This is a genomic window from Bradyrhizobium sp. Kon37 (assembly GCF_055807535.1).
Genome location: NZ_JBVVOY010000029.1, coordinates 41,998 through 61,850, shown reverse-complemented (window position 1 = coordinate 61,850; position 19,853 = coordinate 41,998). Strand labels below are relative to the sequence as shown.

Annotated in this window: 20 protein-coding genes; 3 read left to right on the top strand and 17 right to left on the bottom strand. The window is 64.8% G+C overall.

Going from position 1 to position 19,853, the window contains the following annotated elements; translation table 11 throughout:
• Positions 1 to 111: 111 nt before the first annotated feature.
• The 14 genes from lpdA to eno form a co-directional block, all read right to left on the bottom strand.
• Entirely contained in the window at positions 112 to 1,533 is a 1,422-nt protein-coding gene (gene lpdA / locus AC0L3J_RS32850) for a dihydrolipoyl dehydrogenase (RefSeq protein ID WP_473349819.1), read from the bottom strand.
• 17 nt (positions 1,534 to 1,550) lie between these two features.
• On the bottom strand, positions 1,551 to 1,778 hold the full coding sequence (locus AC0L3J_RS32845) for a hypothetical protein (protein ID WP_007590626.1): 228 nt from the start codon (positions 1,776 to 1,778) through the stop codon (positions 1,551 to 1,553).
• A gap of 20 nt (positions 1,779 to 1,798) precedes the next feature.
• A complete protein-coding gene (locus AC0L3J_RS32840) occupies positions 1,799 to 3,145 on the bottom strand; it encodes a pyruvate dehydrogenase complex dihydrolipoamide acetyltransferase (RefSeq protein ID WP_473349818.1) in 1,347 nt (448 codons plus the stop codon).
• 60 nt (positions 3,146 to 3,205) lie between these two features.
• On the bottom strand, positions 3,206 to 3,658 hold the full coding sequence (locus AC0L3J_RS32835) for a nucleoside deaminase (RefSeq protein ID WP_473349817.1): 453 nt from the start codon (positions 3,656 to 3,658) through the stop codon (positions 3,206 to 3,208).
• Between the two features lie 2 nt (positions 3,659 to 3,660).
• Entirely contained in the window at positions 3,661 to 3,963 is a 303-nt protein-coding gene (locus AC0L3J_RS32830; RefSeq protein WP_007590623.1) for a DUF5076 domain-containing protein, read from the bottom strand.
• 3 nt (positions 3,964 to 3,966) lie between these two features.
• Positions 3,967 to 5,355, bottom strand: coding sequence for a pyruvate dehydrogenase complex E1 component subunit beta (locus AC0L3J_RS32825; protein WP_473349816.1), 1,389 nt, complete (start codon positions 5,353 to 5,355; stop codon positions 3,967 to 3,969).
• 29 nt (positions 5,356 to 5,384) lie between these two features.
• Positions 5,385 to 6,407 (bottom strand): pyruvate dehydrogenase (acetyl-transferring) E1 component subunit alpha, encoded by a 1,023-nt coding sequence (gene pdhA, locus AC0L3J_RS32820; RefSeq protein WP_007590620.1) that lies wholly within the window; start codon positions 6,405 to 6,407, stop codon positions 5,385 to 5,387.
• Between the two features lie 265 nt (positions 6,408 to 6,672).
• Complete coding sequence (gene adh, locus AC0L3J_RS32815) at positions 6,673 to 8,190, bottom strand: aldehyde dehydrogenase (protein ID WP_473289157.1); 1,518 nt, start codon at positions 8,188 to 8,190, stop codon at positions 6,673 to 6,675.
• Between the two features lie 294 nt (positions 8,191 to 8,484).
• Entirely contained in the window at positions 8,485 to 9,447 is a 963-nt protein-coding gene (locus AC0L3J_RS32810) for a helix-turn-helix domain-containing protein (protein WP_473349815.1), read from the bottom strand.
• Between the two features lie 153 nt (positions 9,448 to 9,600).
• Entirely contained in the window at positions 9,601 to 9,918 is a 318-nt protein-coding gene (locus AC0L3J_RS32805; RefSeq protein WP_007590617.1) for an FtsB family cell division protein, read from the bottom strand.
• A gap of 196 nt (positions 9,919 to 10,114) precedes the next feature.
• Entirely contained in the window at positions 10,115 to 10,666 is a 552-nt protein-coding gene (locus AC0L3J_RS32800; protein ID WP_027567108.1) for an NADPH-dependent FMN reductase, read from the bottom strand.
• A gap of 176 nt (positions 10,667 to 10,842) precedes the next feature.
• Complete coding sequence (locus AC0L3J_RS32795) at positions 10,843 to 11,841, bottom strand: MBL fold metallo-hydrolase (RefSeq protein ID WP_473349814.1); 999 nt, start codon at positions 11,839 to 11,841, stop codon at positions 10,843 to 10,845.
• 120 nt (positions 11,842 to 11,961) lie between these two features.
• Complete coding sequence (locus tag AC0L3J_RS32790) at positions 11,962 to 13,095, bottom strand: zinc-binding dehydrogenase (protein WP_473349813.1); 1,134 nt, start codon at positions 13,093 to 13,095, stop codon at positions 11,962 to 11,964.
• A 35-nt stretch (positions 13,096 to 13,130) separates the two neighbouring features.
• Positions 13,131 to 14,414: a phosphopyruvate hydratase gene (eno, locus tag AC0L3J_RS32785; protein ID WP_247349200.1), complete on the bottom strand. Its 1,284-nt coding sequence runs from the start codon at positions 14,412 to 14,414 to the stop codon at positions 13,131 to 13,133.
• A 126-nt stretch (positions 14,415 to 14,540) separates the two neighbouring features.
• On the opposite strand from eno, the gene queF reads away from it, so the two are divergent.
• Entirely contained in the window at positions 14,541 to 15,017 is a 477-nt protein-coding gene (queF, locus tag AC0L3J_RS32780) for a preQ(1) synthase (RefSeq protein WP_027518152.1), read from the top strand.
• A 21-nt stretch (positions 15,018 to 15,038) separates the two neighbouring features.
• Here the strand turns inward: queF and AC0L3J_RS32775 are convergent, their stop codons facing one another.
• The 3 genes from AC0L3J_RS32775 to AC0L3J_RS32765 all read right to left on the bottom strand — a co-directional run bounded on the left by AC0L3J_RS32775 (position 15,039) and on the right by AC0L3J_RS32765 (position 17,559).
• Complete coding sequence (locus AC0L3J_RS32775) at positions 15,039 to 16,244, bottom strand: MFS transporter (protein WP_473349812.1); 1,206 nt, start codon at positions 16,242 to 16,244, stop codon at positions 15,039 to 15,041.
• Positions 16,244 to 17,107: a 3-deoxy-8-phosphooctulonate synthase gene (kdsA, locus tag AC0L3J_RS32770; RefSeq protein WP_473349811.1), complete on the bottom strand. Its 864-nt coding sequence runs from the start codon at positions 17,105 to 17,107 to the stop codon at positions 16,244 to 16,246. Before kdsA ends, AC0L3J_RS32775 begins: the two co-directional genes overlap by 1 nt.
• 125 nt (positions 17,108 to 17,232) lie before the next feature.
• Positions 17,233 to 17,559 (bottom strand): NIPSNAP family protein, encoded by a 327-nt coding sequence (locus AC0L3J_RS32765; RefSeq protein ID WP_007590607.1) that lies wholly within the window; start codon positions 17,557 to 17,559, stop codon positions 17,233 to 17,235.
• Between the two features lie 197 nt (positions 17,560 to 17,756).
• Here AC0L3J_RS32765 and AC0L3J_RS32760 point away from each other — a divergent pair, with 197 nt between their 5' ends.
• Both AC0L3J_RS32760 and AC0L3J_RS32755 read left to right on the top strand, forming a co-directional pair.
• Positions 17,757 to 18,431: a response regulator transcription factor gene (locus AC0L3J_RS32760; protein WP_007590606.1), complete on the top strand. Its 675-nt coding sequence runs from the start codon at positions 17,757 to 17,759 to the stop codon at positions 18,429 to 18,431.
• Positions 18,428 to 19,804 carry a sensor histidine kinase gene (locus tag AC0L3J_RS32755; protein ID WP_473349810.1) on the top strand — a complete coding sequence of 459 codons (1,377 nt, stop codon included), beginning with the start codon at positions 18,428 to 18,430 and terminating at the stop codon, positions 19,802 to 19,804. Before AC0L3J_RS32760 ends, AC0L3J_RS32755 begins: the two co-directional genes overlap by 4 nt.
• Positions 19,805 to 19,853: the final 49 nt, after the last annotated feature.

Sequence of the window (19,853 nt, the reverse complement as noted above, 5' to 3'; positions counted from 1 at the left end):
CAAACAGATCCCTCCGCTCGTCATTGCGAGCGCAGCGAAGCAATCCAGAATCTTTCCGCGGAGGCAGTCTGGATTGCTTCGCTTCGCTCGCAATGACGGCGGCAGTAGCCGTCAAATATTCAGCACCCGTCCATACGCATCCAGCACGGCTTCCTTCATCATCTCCGACAGCGTCGGATGCGGGAATACCGTGTGCATCAGCTCCTCTTCCGTCGTCTCCAAGTTCATGGCGACGACGTAGCCCTGGATCAGCTCGGTGACCTCTGCGCCGATCATGTGGGCGCCCAGCAGCTGGCCGGTCTTCTTGTCGAAGATCACCTTGACCAGGCCCTGGTCCTCGCCGAGCGCGATCGCCTTGCCGTTGCCGACGAAGGGGAAGCGGCCGACGCGGATCTCGCGGCCGTTCTCCTTGGCCTTGGCTTCGGTGAGGCCGACGGAGGCCACTTGCGGCTGGCAATAGGTGCAGCCCGGAATCAGGTTCTTGTCCATGGCGTGCGGATGTAGGCCCTTGATAGCCTCGACGCAGATCACGCCTTCGTGCTCGGCCTTGTGAGCCAACATTGGCGGCCCCGCCACGTCGCCGATGGCGTAGATGCCGGGGATGTTGGTCTTGCCATAGCCGTCGATCACGATGACGCCGCGATCGGTTTTGACGCCGAGCTTTTCGAGACCGAGATTCTCGATGTTGCCGACGACGCCGACGGCCGAGATCACGCGCTCGAACTCGGTCGTCACCGGCTTGCCCTTGCCGTCGTCAATGGTAGCGACGACGCTGTCGGCCTTCTTCTCGAGCTTGGTCACCTTGGTTGAGGACAGGATCTTGATGCCCTGCTTCTCAAAACGCTTGCGGGCCAGGCCTGCGATCTCGGCGTCCTCAACCGGCAGGATCTGCGGCAGCACTTCGACCACGGTGACGTCAGAACCCATGGTGTGGAAGAAAGACGCGAACTCGATGCCGATCGCGCCGGAGCCGACGACCAGCAGCGATTTCGGCATCCGCTCCGGGACCATCGCCTCAAAGTAAGTCCAGATCAGCTTCTTGTCGGGCTCGAGGCCCGGCAGCACGCGCGGCCGCGCGCCGGTCGCGACGATGATGTGTTTGGCCTGATACGTCCCCTCGCCCAGCGTGCCCTTTGGGCCCTCGACGTCGGACTTCTTCACGGTGACTTTGCCGGGCGCGTCGATCGAGGCCGCGCCCCAGATCACGCTGACCTTGTTCTTCTTCATCAGGAAGCCGACGCCGTCGTTCAGCCGCTTCGAGACGCCGCGCGAGCGCTGCACCACCGCCTTCGGATCGAACGAGACGTTGTCCGCCGACAGGCCGTAATCCTTGGCGTGCTGCATGTAGTGATAGATCTCGGCCGAGCGCAGCAGCGCCTTGGTCGGGATGCAGCCCCAGTTCAGGCAGATGCCGCCGAGATAGGATTTCTCGACGATCGCGACTTTGAAGCCGAGCTGGGCGGCCCGGATCGCGGTGACATAGCCGCCGGGACCGGAGCCGATGATGATGATGTCGAAGGATGTATCGGCCATGGCGGCTCCCGTTCAACTCAAGAGGTGCCGCGGGCGCGGCGCCTGGAAATCAAAACCCTGACCAGCCATTCGAGCAGGATCGCGCCGGCCATGATAGCCAGCGCGATCATAATGACCGCCTGGCCGATGCTCCGTGCCAGCTGCTCGCCGGCAAAGAACGCGGAATGCAGAATATCGAGCCCGACCGGATTGAGTGCAACCACAGCCGAGAGCAACAAGGAGATCCAGGGCCAACGCGTTCGCATTCACCCCGCGCCTCCCCGGGCTACACCATCATCATGACGGGGTTTTCGATCAGCTGCTTGAAGGCGCCGATCAGCTCCGCGCCGAGCGCGCCGTCGATGGCACGGTGATCGCAGGACAGGGTCACGCTCATCATGTTCGCGATCTCGATCTTGCCGCCGCGCACCACAGGCCGCTCCTCGCTGGTGCCGACTGCGAGGATGGTGGCATGCGGCGGATTGATCACGGCGGTGAAGTGGCTGATGCCGAACATGCCGAGGTTGGAGACGGCCGTCGTGCCGCCCTGGTATTCTTCCGGCTTCAGCTTGCGCGAGCGGGCGCGCGCCGCAAAATCCTTCATCTCGTTGGAGATGGTCGACAGCGTCTTGGTCTCGGCCTTGCGGATGATCGGCGTGATCAGGCCGCCGGGCATCGCCACGGCAACGCCGACGTCGGAATGGTGGTGCTTGACCATGCCGGATTCGGTCCAGCTCACATTGCAATTCGGGATCTTCTGCAGCGCGACCGCCATCGCCTTGATGACGAAGTCGTTGACCGAGATCTTGTAGAGCGGCTTCTTCTCCTTGTCCTTGGGAGCAGCCGCATTGATCTCCTCGCGCGCGGTAAGCAGCTTGCCGATGTCGCAGTCGATGGTGAGGTAGAAGTGCGGGACGTTCTGAATCGACGCGGTCAGACGCTGCGCAATCGTGCGGCGCATGCCGTCATGCGGGACGACCTCGTAGGAGCCCGGCTCGAACAGCGACAGGATCTGCTTGTCCGACATGGTCGGCGCGGTCGAGGGTGCACCTGACGGCGCCGCAGGTGCCTTGAGGCCCTTGCCGGACTTGGCCTGCTCGACGTCGCGGGCCACCACGCGGCCATGCGGGCCGGTGCCGGTCACCATCGCAACATCGACGCCGGCTTCCTTGGCGAGCCGGCGCGCCAGCGGCGAGGAGAACACGCGGCCAGCATGGCCGTTGCTCTGCGTAGCCGGTACTGCGGCCTGCGGTGCAGGTGCTGCGGCGGGCGCCGGCGCGGCCTTGGGCGCAGCAGGCGCAGGAGCCGCTGCGGCAGCGGGAGCTTCAGCAGCTTTCGGAGGTGCGGCGGAAGCACTGGGCTTGGCGGCACCTGCCGCCTTCACGTCCTCGCCCTCGCCGGCCAGCACCGCGATCACGTCATTGACCGGGACGTCCTGCGTGCCCTCCGGCACGAGGATCCTGGCGATCGTGCCCTCGTCGATGGCCTCGACCTCCATGGTCGCCTTGTCGGTCTCGATCTCGGCGATGACGTCGCCGGATTTGACCTTGTCGCCTTCCTTCTTCAGCCACTTGGCGAGGTTGCCCTTCTCCATCGTCGGCGAAAGAGCGGGCATCAGGATGTTGATGGGCATGCTGACCTCAAGAAGAACTTTGCAAAAATCCGTCTCCGGACCGAAGACGGACAGACCAGGTTAGTTGCCGATGTCGCCCTGCCACAGGCGCTCATTGGCAGGAATAGAACGCCAATTCTTCATCATGCTGATGGAGCGATCGTCGGCAAGGTCGATCCACGGGATGCCGAACTTGTCGAGAATGTCCTTGGAGCCCTCGAAGGTGACGGACTCTCCGATCACCACGAGCTTGACCTTGAACAGCGCGAGCGCACCGGCACACATCGCGCATGGCGACAGCGTGGTGTACATGACGGTATCGTGGAACGAAATCGCACCCGCCTCGCGCAGGCAACTCATCTCGCCGTGCAGGATCGGGTTGTTCTCCTGCACGCGATTGTTGTGGCCGCGGGCGATCACCTTGTTGTCGCGGGTCAGCACGGCGCCGATCGGCAGGCCGCCTTGCGCGATTGAGGCTTCCGCCTCGCGGATCGCCTCCAGCATGAAATCGAAATGATAGGATTCGATCGCCACGGTCAGTGCCCCTTCCCGCGCGGCGTCGTGGTGCCGGTGTCGGTGGGACGCTCGATCTCGGCCTGGAACATCTCGATGATCCGGTTCAGCGCGTCCTCTTCGGTGTATTCGCTCTCGCGCGCATAGGCGCGGGCGGCGTGACGGGCGAGATCGACGAGCAGCAGGCCCCACATGTCGGGCTCGTCGAAGGCCCGCTGGAACGCCATCGACAGCCCACCGTCCAGCACGAACACGCGCAGGATCTCGACCGCATCATCGCGGACGAGGACGTCGGGTGGCAATGGCTGCTCCTTCGGGCCCGCCATGGTCTACCTGTAGCAGACGGCTTTGGCGGCCTCGACCACCTCTGCCGCCGAGGGCAGCGCGAGCTTTTCCAGGTTCGCGGCATAGGGCATCGGCACGTCCTTGCCGGAGACCCGGGTTACAGGCGCATCCAGATAGTCGAAGGCATGCTCCATGATCCGCGCGGCGATCTCGGCGCCGACGCCGCTCTGGGCCCAGCCCTCTTCCACCGTGACGGCACGTCCCGTCTTCTTGACGGAGTTGACGATGGTCTCGGTGTCCATCGGACGCAGCGTGCGCAGGTCGATCACCTCGGCCTCGATGCCGTCCTTGGCGAGTTCGTCGGCGGCTTTCAGCGCGTAGCTCATGCCGTTCGACCACGAGATGATCGTGACATGGCTGCCGGAACGCACGATGCGCGCCTTGCCGATTGGAATCACGAAGTCATCGAGCTTCGGCACCTCGCCGGTGTGACCGTAGAGCATCTCGTTCTCGAGGAAGATCACCGGATTGGGATCGCGGATCGCCGCCTTGAGCAGGCCCTTGTAATCAGCGGCCGAGAACGGCGCGACGACCTTGAGGCCCGGGACGTTCGAATACCAGGACGAATAATCCTGGCTGTGCTGAGCGGCCACGCGGGAAGCGGCGCCGTTGGGCCCGCGGAACACGATCGAGCAGCCCATCTGGCCGCCGGACATGTAGAGCGTCTTGGCCGCGGAGTTGATGATCTGGTCGATCGCCTGCATGGCGAAGTTGAAGGTCATGAACTCGACGATCGGCTTCAACCCGCTCATCGCAGCGCCGACGCCGATGCCGGCAAAGCCGTGCTCGGTGATCGGCGTGTCGATGACGCGCTTGGCGCCGAACTCCTGAAGCAGCCCTTGCGTCACCTTGTAGGCGCCTTGGTATTCGGCGACCTCTTCGCCCATCACGAAGACGTCGGCGTCACGGCGCATCTCTTCGGCCATGGCATCGCGCAGGGCTTCGCGGATGGTCTGCGTCACCATCTCGGTGCCGGCGGGCACTTCCGGGTCGGGTTCTGCGACGGCCTGCGGTGCCGGCGCAGCTTTGGGAGCTGGAGCCTCGGCCTTCGCTGCGGCAGGCGCTGTGGACTCGGCCGCCTTCTGCTGCTGGGCAGGCGCCGGCGCCTTGGCGAGATCGGCGGCACTCTCGCCATCGGCGAGAATCGTCGCGATCGGCGTGTTCACGGCAACGTCGGCGGTGCCCTCGGGGATCAGGATCTTGCCGAGCGTACCTTCATCAGTCGCCTCGACCTCCATGGTCGCCTTGTCGGTCTCGATCTCGGCGATGACGTCGCCGGACTTGATCGTCTCACCCTCTTTTTTCAGCCATTTGGAGAGGTTGCCCTTCTCCATCGTGGGCGACAACGCGGGCATCAGCACTTGAATTGGCATATCGACTCCAAGAGAAAGCTTGCGCGCGTTCAGCGGTAAATATCGGTCCAGAGCTCGGCGGCATCCGGCTCGGGATCATGCTGGGCGAAATCGGCGGACGCGTTGACGATGTCGCGCACCTCGGCGTCGATCGCCTTCAGATCCTGCTCGCTGACCTTGGCGGCCAACAGGCGGTTGCGGACCTGCTCGATCGGATCCTGGTCGTGGCGGACTTTTTCGACCTCCTCGCGCGTTCTGTACTTTGCGGGATCGGACATCGAGTGGCCGCGATAACGGTAGGTCTGCATCTCCAGGATGAAGGGTCCCTTGCCGGCGCGGCACCAGGCCGCCGCCTCGTCGCCGGCGGCCTTGACGGCACGGACGTCCATGCCGTCGACCTGCTGGCCGGGAATGTTGAAGGAGGCGCCGCGCTTGGAGAAATCCTGTTGCGCCGAGGCGCGCGAAACCGAGGTGCCCATGGCGTAGCGGTTGTTCTCGATGACGTAGATCACCGGGAGCTTCCAGAGCTCCGCCATGTTGAAGCTCTCATAGACCTGGCCCTGGTTGGCCGCACCGTCGCCGAAATAGGTGACGCTGACATTGTCGTTATCGCGATAGTGATTGGCGAAAGCGAGCCCGGTGCCGAGCGAGACCTGCGCGCCGACGATGCCGTGGCCGCCGTAAAAGTGCTTCTCCTTGCTGAACATGTGCATGGAGCCGCCCTTGCCCTTGGAATAACCGCCGCGACGGCCCGTGAGCTCGGCCATGACGCCGTTGGCCTCCATGCCGGTGGCGAGCATATGGCCGTGATCGCGATAGCCGGTGATGACCTGGTCGCCCGGCTTCAGGGCCATCTGCATCCCGACCACCACGGCCTCCTGGCCGATATAAAGATGGCAGAAGCCGCCGATCGCGCCCATGCCGTAGAGCTGGCCGGCCTTTTCCTCGAACCGCCGGATCAGGAGCATGTCGCGGAGCGCCTTGAGCTCCTGCTCTCTGGTGAATTCCGGGGGCGAACCGCCGTCGGTCTTGTCCTGTGCAGTGCTTGCGGCGGCTTTCTTGGGTGCGGCCATGGGAATTCCGGGTCAGAGAAAACTTCAGCCCTCTCTAACCCAAGTCAAACGCCCTTGGAAAGCACCGCGGCGGCATGGCACGACTTTCATTATGCCGCACTGCAACGTGATCGTAATATTGCAAAATCTTTGACGCGGATCGGGCAACAAATCGACACGGTCGCCGCACGCGCAGATTCGTGACCTCATCAAGAAGCGTCGAGCCGATAAAGTCCCGCCATTTGGAGTGGGCGACGCTGAAGCGGCGCCGCCCACTTCCGTCCGATCAGAAGAAGCCGAGCTTCTTGGGGCTGTAGCTGACCAGCAGGTTTTTGGTCTGCTGATAGTGATCGAGCATCATCTTGTGGGTCTCGCGCCCGACGCCCGACTGCTTGTAGCCGCCGAAGGCCGCATGCGCGGGATAGGCATGGTAACAGTTGGTCCAGACCCGGCCGGCCTGGATCGCCCGGCCGAAGCGATAGCAGCGGTTGGCGTCGCGGCTCCAGACGCCGGCCCCCAGGCCGTAGGGCGTGTCGTTGGCGATCTCGAGCGCCTCCTCGTCGTTCTTGAAGGTCGTGACAGAAACGACCGGGCCGAAGATCTCCTCCTGAAAGACGCGCATCTTGTTGTGGCCCTCGAACACGGTCGGCTGGACGTAGAAGCCGCCGGCGAGATCGCCGCCGAGCTCGGCGCGTCCGCCGCCGGCCAGCACCTTTGCCCCCTCCTGCTTGCCGATGTCGATGTAGGAGAGGATTTTTGCGAGCTGCTCGCCGGAAGCCTGCGCACCGATCATGGTGTCGGCCGCGCGCGGATCGCCCTGCTTGATCGCGGCGACGCGCTTCAGCGCCCGCTCCATGAAGCGGTCATAGATGTCGGCGTGGACCAGCGCCCGGCTTGGACAGGTGCAGACCTCACCCTGGTTCAGCGCGAACATGACGAAACCTTCGATCGCCTTGTCGAAGAAATCGTCGTCTTCGGCGGTGACGTCGCTGAAGAAGATGTTGGGCGACTTGCCGCCGAGCTCGAGCGTGACGGGGATGAGGTTCTGGCTGGCATATTGCATGATCAGCCGGCCCGTCGTGGTCTCGCCGGTGAAGGCGATCTTGGCGATGCGCGGGCTGGACGCGAGCGGCTTGCCGGCTTCCAGGCCAAAGCCGTTGACGATGTTGAGGACGCCGGGCGGCAGGATGTCGCCGATGATCTCGGCCCAGACCATGATCGAGGCCGGGGTCTGCTCGGCCGGCTTGAGCACGACGCAATTGCCGGCGGCGAGCGCGGGCGCGAGCTTCCAGCAAGCCATCAGCAGCGGGAAGTTCCAGGGGATGATCTGGCCCACCACGCCGAGCGGTTCGTGGAAATGGTAGGCGACGGTGTCGTGATCGATCTCGCCGATCGAACCTTCCTGGGCGCGGATGGCGCCGGCGAAATAGCGGAAGTGGTCGATGGCGAGCGGGATGTCCGCTGCGCGGGTCTCGCGGATCGGCTTGCCGTTGTCCCAGGTCTCGGCGATGGCGAGACGCTCGAGATTGTCTTCCATGCGGTCGGCGATCCGGTTCAGCATCGCGGCGCGCTCGGCGACGCTGGTGCGGCCCCAGGCGGCCTTCGCGGCATGCGCAGCGTCGAGCGCTGCCTCGACGTCCTGCGCGTCGGAGCGCGCGATCTTGCAGACGATCTGGCCCGTCACCGGCGAGGCGTTGTCGAAATACCTGCCGGAGATCGGCGCGACGAATTTGCCGCCGATGAAATTGTCGTAGCGTTCGGCGAAGGGAATTTTGGTGACGCTGAGGAATTCTACCTTGTTCATTGATCACTCCCGATGTTTGCTGTTTGCGCAATTCGTCGCGTGGTCGCGACTTGCGCCGACGATGTCGCGGGAGCCGTCTTCTGTCAGCCCTGATAGGAGCGATGACGGAGCCGACCTGTCGCAGTTCTGCGACAGGTGACGAGACTGCACGTCGTGCCGCCGCACATACTGACCTCATCCTGATGAGCGCGCTCTTGCGCGCGTCTCGAAGGATGGCTGGAGGTGACGGCTGGACCTCTTGTGGTTCGAGACGACCGCTTCGCGATCTCCTCGCCATGAGGGTCTACCAGCAGCTCAATGCGCGTTCAGCTCGAACCGCTTGAGCTTCCTGTGCAGCGTAGCGCGGCTGACGCCGAGGGTCTTGGCGGCCGCCGAGACATTGCCGCCCGCGCGCAAGAGCGCCCGCTGCAACACTGCGCGCTGACCGCCGGCAAGATGGTCGCGCGCGGTGTCGCCGCCGAGGAGATCAGCGGCAGGCATCGGCTGCAATGCCCGGCCCGGCGCAATCCCGAGTCCCGCTCGGGCGGACCGGGTGGCGCCGATCACGAGATCGTCCGCATCGACCGCAACGAGGCCGCCGCACTGGCCGTCCGCAGCTTGCGTCAGCACGATGCGGGCATGGGCAAAGGCCCTGCGAAACAGATCGGCCTCGATACGCTTGGCCGCCTCGCTGGCCGCGAGCGCGATCAAACTGGAAAACACGTCGGTGCGGTCGGCGCGGCAGGAGGAGACGTCGAGCACGCCGGCGAACGCAGCCTCATGATCGTAGATCGGAACGGCGGTGCAGCTCAGAAGCGTGTTGCGGGTGAAGAAATGCTGATCGCGATCGATCGTCAGCGGACGCTGCTCGACGAGGCAGGTGCCGATGCCGTTGGTGCCCTCATGCTCCTCGCTCCAAAGCGCGCCGGTCCAGAGGCCCCAGGACTGAAATGTCGCATCGTCCGCCGGGGTGCCGCGGCGATCGACCGGCACGCCTTCACCGTCCGCAAGCAGCACGCAGCAGCCGCTGGCGCCGACCGCCTGATAGAGCCGGTCCATCGCACCCCGCGCAGCGGCGAGCAGCGGCGCGACGCGCTCGCGCGCGCGGTGCAGCTCGGCTTCGCTCAGCCGGTTCGGCAAGCTACGGCCGGCGGGATCGAGACGATGCAATCGGGACGAACGGCGCCACGAGGCCACGAGCGACGAGCGTGCCGCCTGGCCTGACGTAATGGCGGCCTCGACACGGGCCGCGTGATGCCGGGGGGATTGCCCATTCATCACTGTTTCCTCCGGGTGGCAATCTAGAGCGTGCCGGCACGGCCCGGTTGATCTGCGTCAACCCTGGCCATGGCGCTGACAGCCATGAGCCGGTTGCCGCGATCCCGTCAAGGCGGCAATCCGGTTCCAGTCCTTCAACTTTAGGAAGAGCTGTTAGTTCGCCGGGATCGTCCGGACGAGATCGCGCGGATTGACGTAGTCGAGCTGGAAGCGCGCCCGCTCGTCCAGCATGTCCGGGTCGATCTTCGCGGAGCGCAACAACGAAACGCGCTGCTCGCTCCTGGCACGCTCGCGCTTGAGCTGGGCCAGCTCGCTGGTCAGCGCCACGATCTCCTGGTCGAGCTCCTGACGGGCGTTGAGGCCGTATTTGCCGGTATAGGCGTTGACGCCGAAATAGCCGACGATGGCGGCCGCCATCGCATAGAGGGCAAGACCGGTCAGGATCGATTTCAGGCGCGCGCGGGAGACCATCCTGGGAAGATGGGACAGGTTGGTTAAGGGCGTGCTAATTCCAAGCCATCCCCTGCTCGACCCTCATGGTGAGGAGGCGCGAAGCGCCGTCTCGAACCATGCGGGTCCGACGGTACCCGCGGCCATCCTTCGAGACGACCGCTTCGCGGTCTCCTCAGGATGAGGACCTCTGGTGTGGCCGCGGGGATACTTAGCCTCAGCCGTGATGCTTCGCGACGTGCACCGCAAACGCGTCGATATAGGCCTGGAGCACGGGCTTCAGGGACTCCTTGGTCAGGTTGCCGTCGGCATCGAAGGCGTCGCCCACCCCGTTCAGATAAGCCTCCGGCTGCTGCAGGATCGGACCGGAAATGCCCGGCAGGATGTTCTGCAGCGTCTTGGCGGCGCTAACGCCGCCGAGCGGACCCGGCGAGTTCGCGACGATGCCGACCGGCTTGCCGTTGAACGAGCTCTTGCCATAGGGCCGCGAGGCGACGTCGATAGCGTTCTTCAGCACGCCCGGGATCGCGCGATTGTATTCCGGCGTGACGAAAATAACGCCGTCCGACTTCTGGATCTTTTCGCGGAAAGACAGCCAATCGGCCGGCGGCGCGCCCTCGAGGTCCTGGTTGAAGAACGAAATGCCGGCTGGCGTGATGACCTCGAGCTTGAGCGAGGCCGGCGCGAGCTTGGCGAGCGCATGAGCGATCTTCAGCGAGAAGCTGTCCTTGCGCAGGCTGCCGGCGATCGTGACGATATTGTAGGCCATGGAGTGTCCTCGAAATCTTCAGCGGGAGTGCCGGGGCTGCACTTAAGCGATCCCGAGCGATGGATGCAAGTGCATGGACCGATCGGATTTGGAAACGCTGGGTTTCTGAACGGTTGCCCAAACAGTCAGGCCGCCAAGTGGCGGCCTGACTCCTCGGTACAAATCTGCAAATCGGCTCAGATCGTCGGATTCCACGCCGACGGGATCAGGCGATATTTGGCGCCGTCCTTCTCGACATGGCCGACCGAGGGGAAGGTGAAGTGGAAGCCGATCACGGTCGCCTTCTCGGCCGCCGCCATGTCGTAGAATTTGTGGCGGGTCTCCTGCGCCATCGCAGCATCGGTGTCGAACACCACATGCCAGTCCGGATTGCGCAGGAAGAACTCTGGGATGTTGGTGACGTCGGACTGGATCAGCACCTTGGCATCGCCGGAGGCGACGGCGAACGAGGTGTGCCCGGGGGTATGGCCGGGGGTCGCGATCGACGTGATGCCCGGCGCGACCTCCTTGCCCCAATCGTACTTCGTCACCTTGGATTCGAGGCCGGCAAATGTCTTCTTCACGTTGGCGAAGTAGTTCTTCATCATCCCGTTGGACTCGGCCTTGGCGGCGTTGTCCTCGCTGGTCCAGAACTCCCAGTCCTTGCCCGGCACCATGATCTCCGCATTGGGGAAGGCAAGCGCGCCGTCGGCGAGACGAATGCCGTTGGTATGGTCGGGATGCAGATGCGAGAGCAGTACGACGTCGATGCTCTTGGGGTCGACGCCGGCGGCCTGGAGGTTCTGCAGCGTGCGGCCGACCGCGCCCTTGCTGGGCTCGAGATTGGCGACACCGTTGCCGGTATCGATCAGCACGAGCTTGGAGCCGGTGTTGATGAGCTGCGGGTTGAACGGCACCGTGACCATACCCTTCGGCATGTAGGCCGCCTCGCCCGCGGCCAGCGCTTCCTCCTTCGGCGCGTTGACGACGAACTTGTCAGGCATCGGGAAGGTCCGCGCGCCGTCGTTGATCGAGGTGCACTCGTAGCTGCCGACCTTGTAGCGATAGAAGCCCGGCGCCTGCGTGCCGGCTTGCGGCACCGCGGCATTGGCGGTGGTCGATCCAAGCTTGGTCATCGCGGCCGCACCGAGAGCGGCGGCGCCTGCGAGCAAATGGCGGCGATTAAGATCGGTCATGGAGAAGTCCCCTTCTGAGCGCGCCTTGCGGTTTTTCCGCTTTCAATGGCGGCGGAATAATCTCCCGCTTCGCTCAGAAGGCAAGACCTTCTTTCGGTGACGTGCCGTCGCACGTGCCGATTATTTATTTGGGTTGATGAGGAATTTTTCGCCGGTGGCGCGTTTGGCGTAGATCGCGATGTTGGCGGGATCGAGCGCCTCCGAAAGCGACACCACCTTGGTGTAGTGGCTGGCAAACGTGGTCTTCAGTTCGTCGACCACGCGCTGGCGCAGCCTGGCCCCGTCCGCCTGCCCGATCTTCATCAGGAACGGAAACAGCAGCCAGCCGCCGACACCCCAGGCCATGCCGAAGCCGCGCGGCAGCTCGATCGGGCGGACATCGAGCGCGCCATAGACGTAGACCTGCTTGTGCACGTTGGAGCCGTAGCGGCTGTATTCCTTCGCGGTCTTATTGATCGCGACCTCCATGCAGTTGAGGATGTCGCCGGCGAGCTTACCGCCGCCGATGGCGTCGAAGGCGATGGTGGCGCCGGTCTCGACCAGCGCATTGGTGAGATCGCCGAGGAAGCTCGGCGCGGTGGAATCGACGACATATTTGGCGCCGATCTTCTGCAGGATGTCGGCCTGCTCCTTGCTGCGCACGATGTTGACCAGCGGGATGCCGTCCTTGATGCAGATCTTGTTCAGCATCTGGCCGAGATTGGATGCGGCCGCAGTGTGCACCAGCGCCTTGTGACCCTCGCGCCGCATGGTTTCGGTCATGCCGAGCGCGGTCAGCGGATTGACGAAGCAGGAGGCGCCTTCGGCCGGCGTGGTGCCTTCCGGCAGCGGCAGGCACTCGCGTACTTTCAACGTGCGATACTGCGTGTACATCGCGCCGCCGATCATAGCGACGGTCTTGCCCATCAATGCCTTGGCGGCATCCGACGAGCCCGTCCTGATCACGACGCCCGCGCCTTCGTTACCGACCGGCATGGACTCGTCGAGCCGGCCTGCCATCGCCCGCATCGCGCCTTCCGGCACCTTCGCGGTGATGACGGGGGCGCCCTTGTCGCCGGAAGCCTTTGCCGTGCTCATATCGGCCGCGCCGATCAGGAGCCCGAGGTCGGACGGATTGATCGGCGCCGCCTCGACGCGGACGACGACCTCGTCCGCGGCGGGTTCGGGGGTCGGCACGTCGAGCAGCGAGATCTCGAGCTCACCGCTCTTTTTGATCAGCGAACGCAGTTGCAGGCCGTTCTTGCCGTCGCTCATGTCGATCCTCCCCTGTTCCTTATCAAGGCGCTGGCTTATGCCAGCGCCTTCAGTGCCGCCTTGCCGCCGTAGAGCGCCTGCTTGCCGAGCTGCTGCTCGATGCGCAGGAGCTGGTTGTATTTGGCGGTGCGATCGGAGCGCGCAAGGGAGCCGGTCTTGATCTGTCCGCAATTGGTGGCGACCGCGAGGTCGGCGATGGTGGAATCCTCGGTTTCGCCGGAGCGGTGCGACATCACCGAGGTGTAGCCGGCCTTGTGCGCCATCTCGACGGCGGCGAGCGTCTCGGTCAGGGTGCCGATCTGGTTGACCTTGATCAGGATCGAGTTGGCCCGTCCGGCCTTGATGCCTTCGGCGAGGCGCTTGACGTTCGTGACGAAGAGATCGTCGCCGACCAGCTGGCACTTCTTGCCGACGAGGTCGGTCAACTCCTTCCAGCCGTCCATGTCGTCTTCCGACATGCCGTCCTCGATGGTCACGATCGGATAGCGCGCGACGAGGTCAGCAAGGTACTTGGCCTGCTCGGAGATCGAACGGGTCTTGCCTTCGCCTTCGTAGACGTATTTGCCGTCCTTGAAGAACTCGGTCGAGGCGCAGTCGAGGCCGATGACGATGTCGGAGCCCGCCTTGTAACCGGCCTTGCCGATCGCGTTCATGACGAATTCGAGCGCGGCATCCGCAGACGGCAGGTTCGGGGCGAAGCCGCCCTCGTCGCCGACATTGGTGTTGTGGCCGGCCTTCTTCAATTCCGACTTCAGGGTGTGGAAGACCTCGGCACCGTAGCGCAAGCCCTCGGCGAAGGAGGACGCGCCCACGGGGAGGATCATGAACTCCTGGAAGTCGATCGGATTGTCGGCATGCATGCCGCCATTGATGATGTTCATCATCGGTACCGGCAGCAGCCGCGCCGAGGTGCCGCCGACGTAACGGTACAGCGGCATGTCGAGCGAGTTCGCGGCCGCCTTGGCGCAGGCGAGCGAGACGCCGAGGATGGCGTTGGCACCCAGCCGGCTCTTGTTCGGCGTGCCGTCGAGGTCGATCATGATCTGGTCGAGCTGGGCCTGCTGCTCGACATCGAGGCCGCTCAGCGCCTCGAAGATCTCGCCGTTGACGGCGCCGACCGCCTTGGTGACGCCCTTGCCGAGATACCGGGCCTTGTCGCCGTCGCGCAGTTCCACCGCCTCATGGGCGCCGGTGGAGGCGCCGGACGGCACAGCAGCACGGCCGAGCGCACCATCTTCCAGCACGACGTCGACCTCGACGGTGGGATTGCCACGGCTATCGAGAATTTCGCGGCCGATGATGTCGATGATGGCGGTCATGAGAGCCTCTTTTCGGGGACCAAAGGGGGCAGTTGGCGGTGCTTCTACCGCAATGCGTCGAAGTGGAAAAGGCCGGGTGACGGCCGCGTCGCGATTGGCTAAGAGGGCCGCTACGGAGGCGGCCTGATGTCGAAAAAACCCAGCAAATCGAACAACTCCCCTGCTTTGCAGCTCGGCCGCGCCGTCGAATGGCCAGATACGCCCGAGAAGGCGAAACTCGACCGCGTGCCCAATCCGCAAGGAGGCACCGATTATCTGGTGCGCTTCACCGTGCCCGAGTTCACCTCGCTCTGTCCGGTCACGGGACAGCCGGATTTCGCACATCTGATGATCGACTACGCCCCCGGCCAATGGTTGCTGGAGTCGAAATCGCTCAAGCTCTACATCGCGAGCTTCCGCAATCACGGCGCCTTCCACGAGGACTGCACCGTGATGATCGGCAAGCGCATCGCGAGCGAGATCAAGCCGAAGTTCTTGCGCATCGGCGGCTACTGGTATCCGCGCGGCGGCATCCCGATCGACGTGTTCTGGCAGACCGGCCGCGCGCCGAAGGGATTGTGGGTGCCGGAACAGGGCGTGGCGCCCTATCGCGGGCGGGGCTGAGCTCTCTCTCGTGTCCAGGCCTCAGCGCGCGTCGGATGGCGCCCGCTGCTTCAACAGCCGCGCACACACGAAGCCGAGCACGACCATGATCGCTGCGCTCGCGAACAGGGTCGGCATCTTGCCGCCATGCTGGAGGCCAAGGCCGTAGGCGAGCGGCCCCACCGTCTGCCCCATGAAGAAGAAGAACGAATGCAGCGACAGCGCGGTGGCACGCGCCTCGACCGAAAGCTCGCTGGCAAACATCTGGAGGCAGCCATGGGCGATGTAGAAGCCCCATCCCATCACGATGAGATTGAGCGCCTGCACTTCCCAGCGTGGGCCGAAGGCGACGACAACGAGCTGCGAGGCCACCAGCGTCATGCCCGCGATCATCATTCCCTTCATGCCCAGCCACGGCAGCAGACGCGACACTGTCAAGGTGTAGAACAAGCCGCCGACCGCAAAGCCCGCGATGACGATGCCCGCGATCGAGAGCGAGGTCTGCCCGAGCTCGAACAGGAACGAGGCGAGGTAGGGAAACAGGCCGAGCACACAGCAGCCTTCGATGAACACCGCCGCATAACAGACATAGGCGTTCGGGTTGGTGAAGATGGTGCGATAGCCGGCCTTCAGCGCCGATAAGCTCGTCTTCGGCGGATGCTTGACCTTGGCGCCACGAAAACCGGCGGCGACCGCGATCGACGCAACGATCACGAGCCCGCCGAGCACCGCCAGCACGCCGCGCCAGCCGAGGAAATCGCCGATCAGGCCGGAGGCCGAGGCACCGAGGAGATTGCCTGTCATCGCGCCGGCGAGCGTGCGGCTGATCGCGACCTGGCGCTTCTCCGGACCGACGAGATCGCTGGTCAGGCTGAGCGCCACCGGAAACACGCCACCGGAGCCGATGCCGGCGAGGATACGGGTCGCGAACAGAACCGAAAACGAGGTCGAGAGCGAGCCCAGGATGTTGGCAAGGCCGAGCAGCGCGAGGCAGCCGATCATCAGCCGCGTCTTGCCGAACAGATCGGCGGCGGCGCCGACGATCGGCTGGATGATCGAGAAGGTGAAGGCGAACACCGCGGCAAAGCCGGCAGCGGTCGCGATGCTGACGCCAAAATCCTCGGCGACGTGCGGCAGCACCGGATCGAGCGCGCGCGCGGAGAGCGCTGCGGCAAAGCTTGCACCGGAGATGACGTAAAGCGCGGCCGGCAGGCCGTGATCGTGCGCCCGCGCCTCGCCTTGCTGCATCAGCGCGGATCGGCTTTGGTAGAATCTTTGGCGAGCGCGTCGAACGCCATCAGCCTTCGGATCAGCGCCTCGAACTCACGCAGCGGCACCATGTTGGGTCCGTCGGACGGCGCGCTGTCAGGGTCGGGATGGGTCTCGATGAAGACACCGGCAACACCGACGGCAACGGCCGCGCGTGCGAGCACCGGCACGAATTCGCGCTCGCCCCCGGAAGACGTCCCCTTCCCGCCCGGCTGTTGCACCGAATGCGTCGCATCGAAGATCACCGGTGCGCCGGTGGTCCGCGCCAGGATCGGCAATGCGCGCATGTCGGAGACCAGCGTGTTGTAGCCGAAGGACGCACCGCGTTCGGTGACGAGCACGTTGGGATTGTTCGCGCTCGTGATCTTGGACACGACGTTGGCCATGTCCCAGGGTGCGAGAAATTGGCCCTTCTTGACGTTGACGACCTTGCCGGTCGCGGCTGCGGCCAGCAGCAGATCGGTCTGCCGGCACAGGAACGCCGGGATCTGCAGGATGTCCACCGCCTGCGCCACCTCGGCGCATTGCGCGGCGTCATGCACATCGGTCAGGACCGGCAGGCCGAGCGACGATCGGATTTCGGCGAAGATCGGCAGCGACTGGGCAAGCCCGAGGCCACGCGCAGCCGACGCGCTGGTGCGATTGGCCTTGTCGAACGAGGTCTTGTAAACGAGGTCGATCTGCAGGCGCGCGGCGATCTCCTTCAGCGCGGAGGCCACCTCCAGCGCATGCTGGCGGCTTTCGAGCTGACACGGCCCTGCAATGATCGAGATCGGCAGATCATTGCCGAATTTGACCTTGCCAATGGTGACGACCGGCGCCGCTGACGTCGAAGAGCTCAAGGCAAATCCCTCGTTTCGGCGCGACCATAGGCGCGATGAAGGGCGGATCAACCCCATTCGGCCTGGGCTCCCAGAATATCAGGGTTGCGCCCAAGCCCCCCGCGACGCCCTCGCGCCGGCAGCCTCTACTTCACCGCCGAGAAGGCGGTCGGCGCCAGAATCTGGCTGACGATGTTGCCGACGATCTGGCCGTCCGCCTCGCTCTCGGCGCGCCCTTTCATCCAGTCCGGATCGGTCATGAAGGCGGCCCACTTCTTCTCGCGCTCGGCGAGCGACTCCCAGGCCAGGAAATAGGTCAGCTCCTGGTTGGATTCACCGATCAGGGTCGTGAAAAACCCGGCCTGCCTGATGCCGTGCTTTTCCCACACCTTCAGGGTGACGGTCTCGAACCGCTTGAGCAGTGCCGGCAGGCGGCCGGGCACGCAGCGATAGATGCGCATTTCGTAGATCATTCTTGTTCCTCCCTGATCAGGTCCGGCGGTTATATCGGCTGGCCCTGACGGTGTCTTGAGGCCCGCTCGGCCGCCCCCGGTGGCGTTCCGCGCATGGCTCGGGCCCGCTTAAGCCGCTTCATCGAGAGCCGGTTCCCGCAATGCTGCCGCAATGATACGGCCGCTAGATTGGCACGATTGAGGTTGAGGTGCGGATCATGCGGATTTTGCTCGTCGAGGACGAGGCCGAAATGGCCGACGCGCTGGCGTCGGCGCTGAAGCGCTACGACATGGTCGTGGACCACGCCCCCACGCTCGCCGAGGCGGAAGAGGCCATTTCTGCCGACGTCCACGCCGCGGTCCTGCTCGATCGCCAGCTTCCCGATGGCGACGGTCTCACCCTGATCCCGAAACTCAGGGCGCGCGCCGACGGCGTACCGATCATCGTGTTGACGGCGCGCGGCGAACTTGCCGACCGGGTCGCCGGGCTCGACTGCGGAGCGGATGATTATCTGTCAAAGCCGTTCGCGGTGGAGGAGCTGCTGGCGCGGCTGCGCGCCGTGCTGCGCCGGCCCGCCGGGATGCAGCCCGACATCATGCACGCCGGCCGCCTCGCTTTCGATTTCGGCCATCGCGAGGCAAGCATCGACGGGGCTCCGCTCGAGCTGCCGCGACGCGAGCTCCTTGTGTTGGAAGCCCTGGTCCGCCGCATGGGCCGGACCGTGCTGCGCTCCGCACTGGAAGAAGCCGTCTACAGTTTCGACGACGAGATCCAGTCGAATGCGCTCGATACGCATGTGTCGCGCCTGCGCCGCAAACTCTCGGAAGCCGATGCGCGCGTGGAGATCCACGGCATCCGTGGCGTCGGCTATCTCTTGAAGAAGCTGCCATGAGCAAGCACCACGATCCCTATTGCCTGCGCTCGCGGCTGAGCTGGCGCCTGCTGTCGCTCCAGGCGGTGCTGCTCACGGCGCTCGTTGCCGTCATCGTCGGGGCGTTGAGCGTGTCGGGGTTCGCGATCGCCGGGCGCGACGAAGATCGCGTGATCGAAATCGTCCAGCGCGCGCTCGCACGCGACGCGCAAGGCGACCTGGTCGTGCGGTCGACGACCGAGCTGAAACGATTGCGCAGCGAGACCCCCGATCTCTGGTTCCTGGTCCGCGACAGGCAGGGACATTCGCTCAGCGAAGGCGCCGTGCCGGCCGAATTCGCCGCCATCGGCAGCGGCCTCGACCAGATCGGCCAGGCCCGGCTCGGTTGGCAGCTGTTCGAGGACGATCCGCGCAAGCCCCCGGCGCGGCTGAAGCGGGTCGACACCGACGCCGGTAATGTACAGATCATCACGGCGACGCAAGGCAGGCTCACCGGCGCCAAGGCGTTGTTCATGACGTCGCTTGCATTGCTCGGCATCGCCCTGCCCGGCCTGCTCCTCATGGGAACGGCGACCTTCATCGCAACGCCGATGATCGTGCGGCGTGCCTTCGAGGCGCTCGATGCGACGGCGGACCAGGCGCGGCGCATCGACATCCATCAACGCGGCGCGCGGCTGTCGCTGGACCGGATTCCGCTGGAGGTCGTGCCGCTCGTGACCGCGGTCAACGACGCGCTGGCGCGGCTCGACCAGGGCTATGCCCGCCACAAGCGCTTCGTCGCCGATGCCGCACACGAGTTGCGTACGCCGATCGCAATCCTGAACACACGACTGGAGTCGCTTCCGGCGGGGCCGGACAAGACCCGGTTGCTGGAGGATTCCGCACGGCTGGCAACGCTTGCCGAGCAATTGCTGGACATTCAGCGGCTCGACCGCTGCGGCCAGCCCTTCACGCGCGTCGACCTCGTTGCAATCGCGCAAAGCGCGGCCGCAGATCTCGCGCCGCTGGCCATTGCCGCCGGCTACGAGCTGGCGCTCGACGCCCCCGCTACGCCGGTCGAAACGATCGGCGATGCGGCGGCGCTGGAGCGCGCGCTGACCAATCTCGTGCAGAACGCGATCCAGCACGGCCCTCGCCGCGGCACCATCGGCATTCGTATCAGCAGGCCCGCGAGCATCGAGGTTACGGACGAAGGCGCCGGCATTCCGGCCGATCAGCGCGAACAGATATTCGAGCCGTTCTACCGGCTGACACCGCTCGATCGCGGTGCCGGCCTCGGCCTCAACATGGTACGCGAGATCGTGCTCCTGCATGGCGGCCACATCTCGGTCGCGGACGGAGCGATCGGCGGCGCGTGCTTCAGGATTTCACTGCCGCCCGTCCGGGAGAATTGACGCAATCGGCATGCGGCACGCAATGCTGTCGCAATGCACTCAAGCGATT

Coding starts and splice junctions, on each gene's coding strand:
- AC0L3J_RS32760 (WP_007590606.1), top strand. CDS start 17,757: ATGCGGATTTTGCTCGTCGAGGACGAGGCCGAAATGGCCGACGCGCTG.
- AC0L3J_RS32800 (WP_027567108.1), bottom strand. CDS start 10,666: ATGGCCTACAATATCGTCACGATCGCCGGCAGCCTGCGCAAGGACAGC.
- AC0L3J_RS32775 (WP_473349812.1), bottom strand. CDS start 16,244: ATGCAGCAAGGCGAGGCGCGGGCGCACGATCACGGCCTGCCGGCCGCG.
- AC0L3J_RS32840 (WP_473349818.1), bottom strand. CDS start 3,145: ATGCCCATCAACATCCTGATGCCCGCTCTTTCGCCGACGATGGAGAAG.
- eno (WP_247349200.1), bottom strand. CDS start 14,414: ATGACCGCCATCATCGACATCATCGGCCGCGAAATTCTCGATAGCCGT.
- AC0L3J_RS32790 (WP_473349813.1), bottom strand. CDS start 13,095: ATGAGCGACGGCAAGAACGGCCTGCAACTGCGTTCGCTGATCAAAAAG.
- AC0L3J_RS32825 (WP_473349816.1), bottom strand. CDS start 5,355: ATGCCAATTCAAGTGCTGATGCCCGCGTTGTCGCCCACGATGGAGAAG.
- AC0L3J_RS32810 (WP_473349815.1), bottom strand. CDS start 9,447: ATGAATGGGCAATCCCCCCGGCATCACGCGGCCCGTGTCGAGGCCGCC.
- AC0L3J_RS32805 (WP_007590617.1), bottom strand. CDS start 9,918: ATGGTCTCCCGCGCGCGCCTGAAATCGATCCTGACCGGTCTTGCCCTC.
- lpdA (WP_473349819.1), bottom strand. CDS start 1,533: ATGGCCGATACATCCTTCGACATCATCATCATCGGCTCCGGTCCCGGC.
- queF (WP_027518152.1), top strand. CDS start 14,541: ATGTCGAAAAAACCCAGCAAATCGAACAACTCCCCTGCTTTGCAGCTC.
- AC0L3J_RS32795 (WP_473349814.1), bottom strand. CDS start 11,841: ATGACCGATCTTAATCGCCGCCATTTGCTCGCAGGCGCCGCCGCTCTC.
- AC0L3J_RS32765 (WP_007590607.1), bottom strand. CDS start 17,559: ATGATCTACGAAATGCGCATCTATCGCTGCGTGCCCGGCCGCCTGCCG.
- pdhA (WP_007590620.1), bottom strand. CDS start 6,407: ATGGCCGCACCCAAGAAAGCCGCCGCAAGCACTGCACAGGACAAGACC.
- AC0L3J_RS32830 (WP_007590623.1), bottom strand. CDS start 3,963: ATGGCGGGCCCGAAGGAGCAGCCATTGCCACCCGACGTCCTCGTCCGC.
- AC0L3J_RS32755 (WP_473349810.1), top strand. CDS start 18,428: ATGAGCAAGCACCACGATCCCTATTGCCTGCGCTCGCGGCTGAGCTGG.
- adh (WP_473289157.1), bottom strand. CDS start 8,190: ATGAACAAGGTAGAATTCCTCAGCGTCACCAAAATTCCCTTCGCCGAA.
- AC0L3J_RS32845 (WP_007590626.1), bottom strand. CDS start 1,778: ATGCGAACGCGTTGGCCCTGGATCTCCTTGTTGCTCTCGGCTGTGGTT.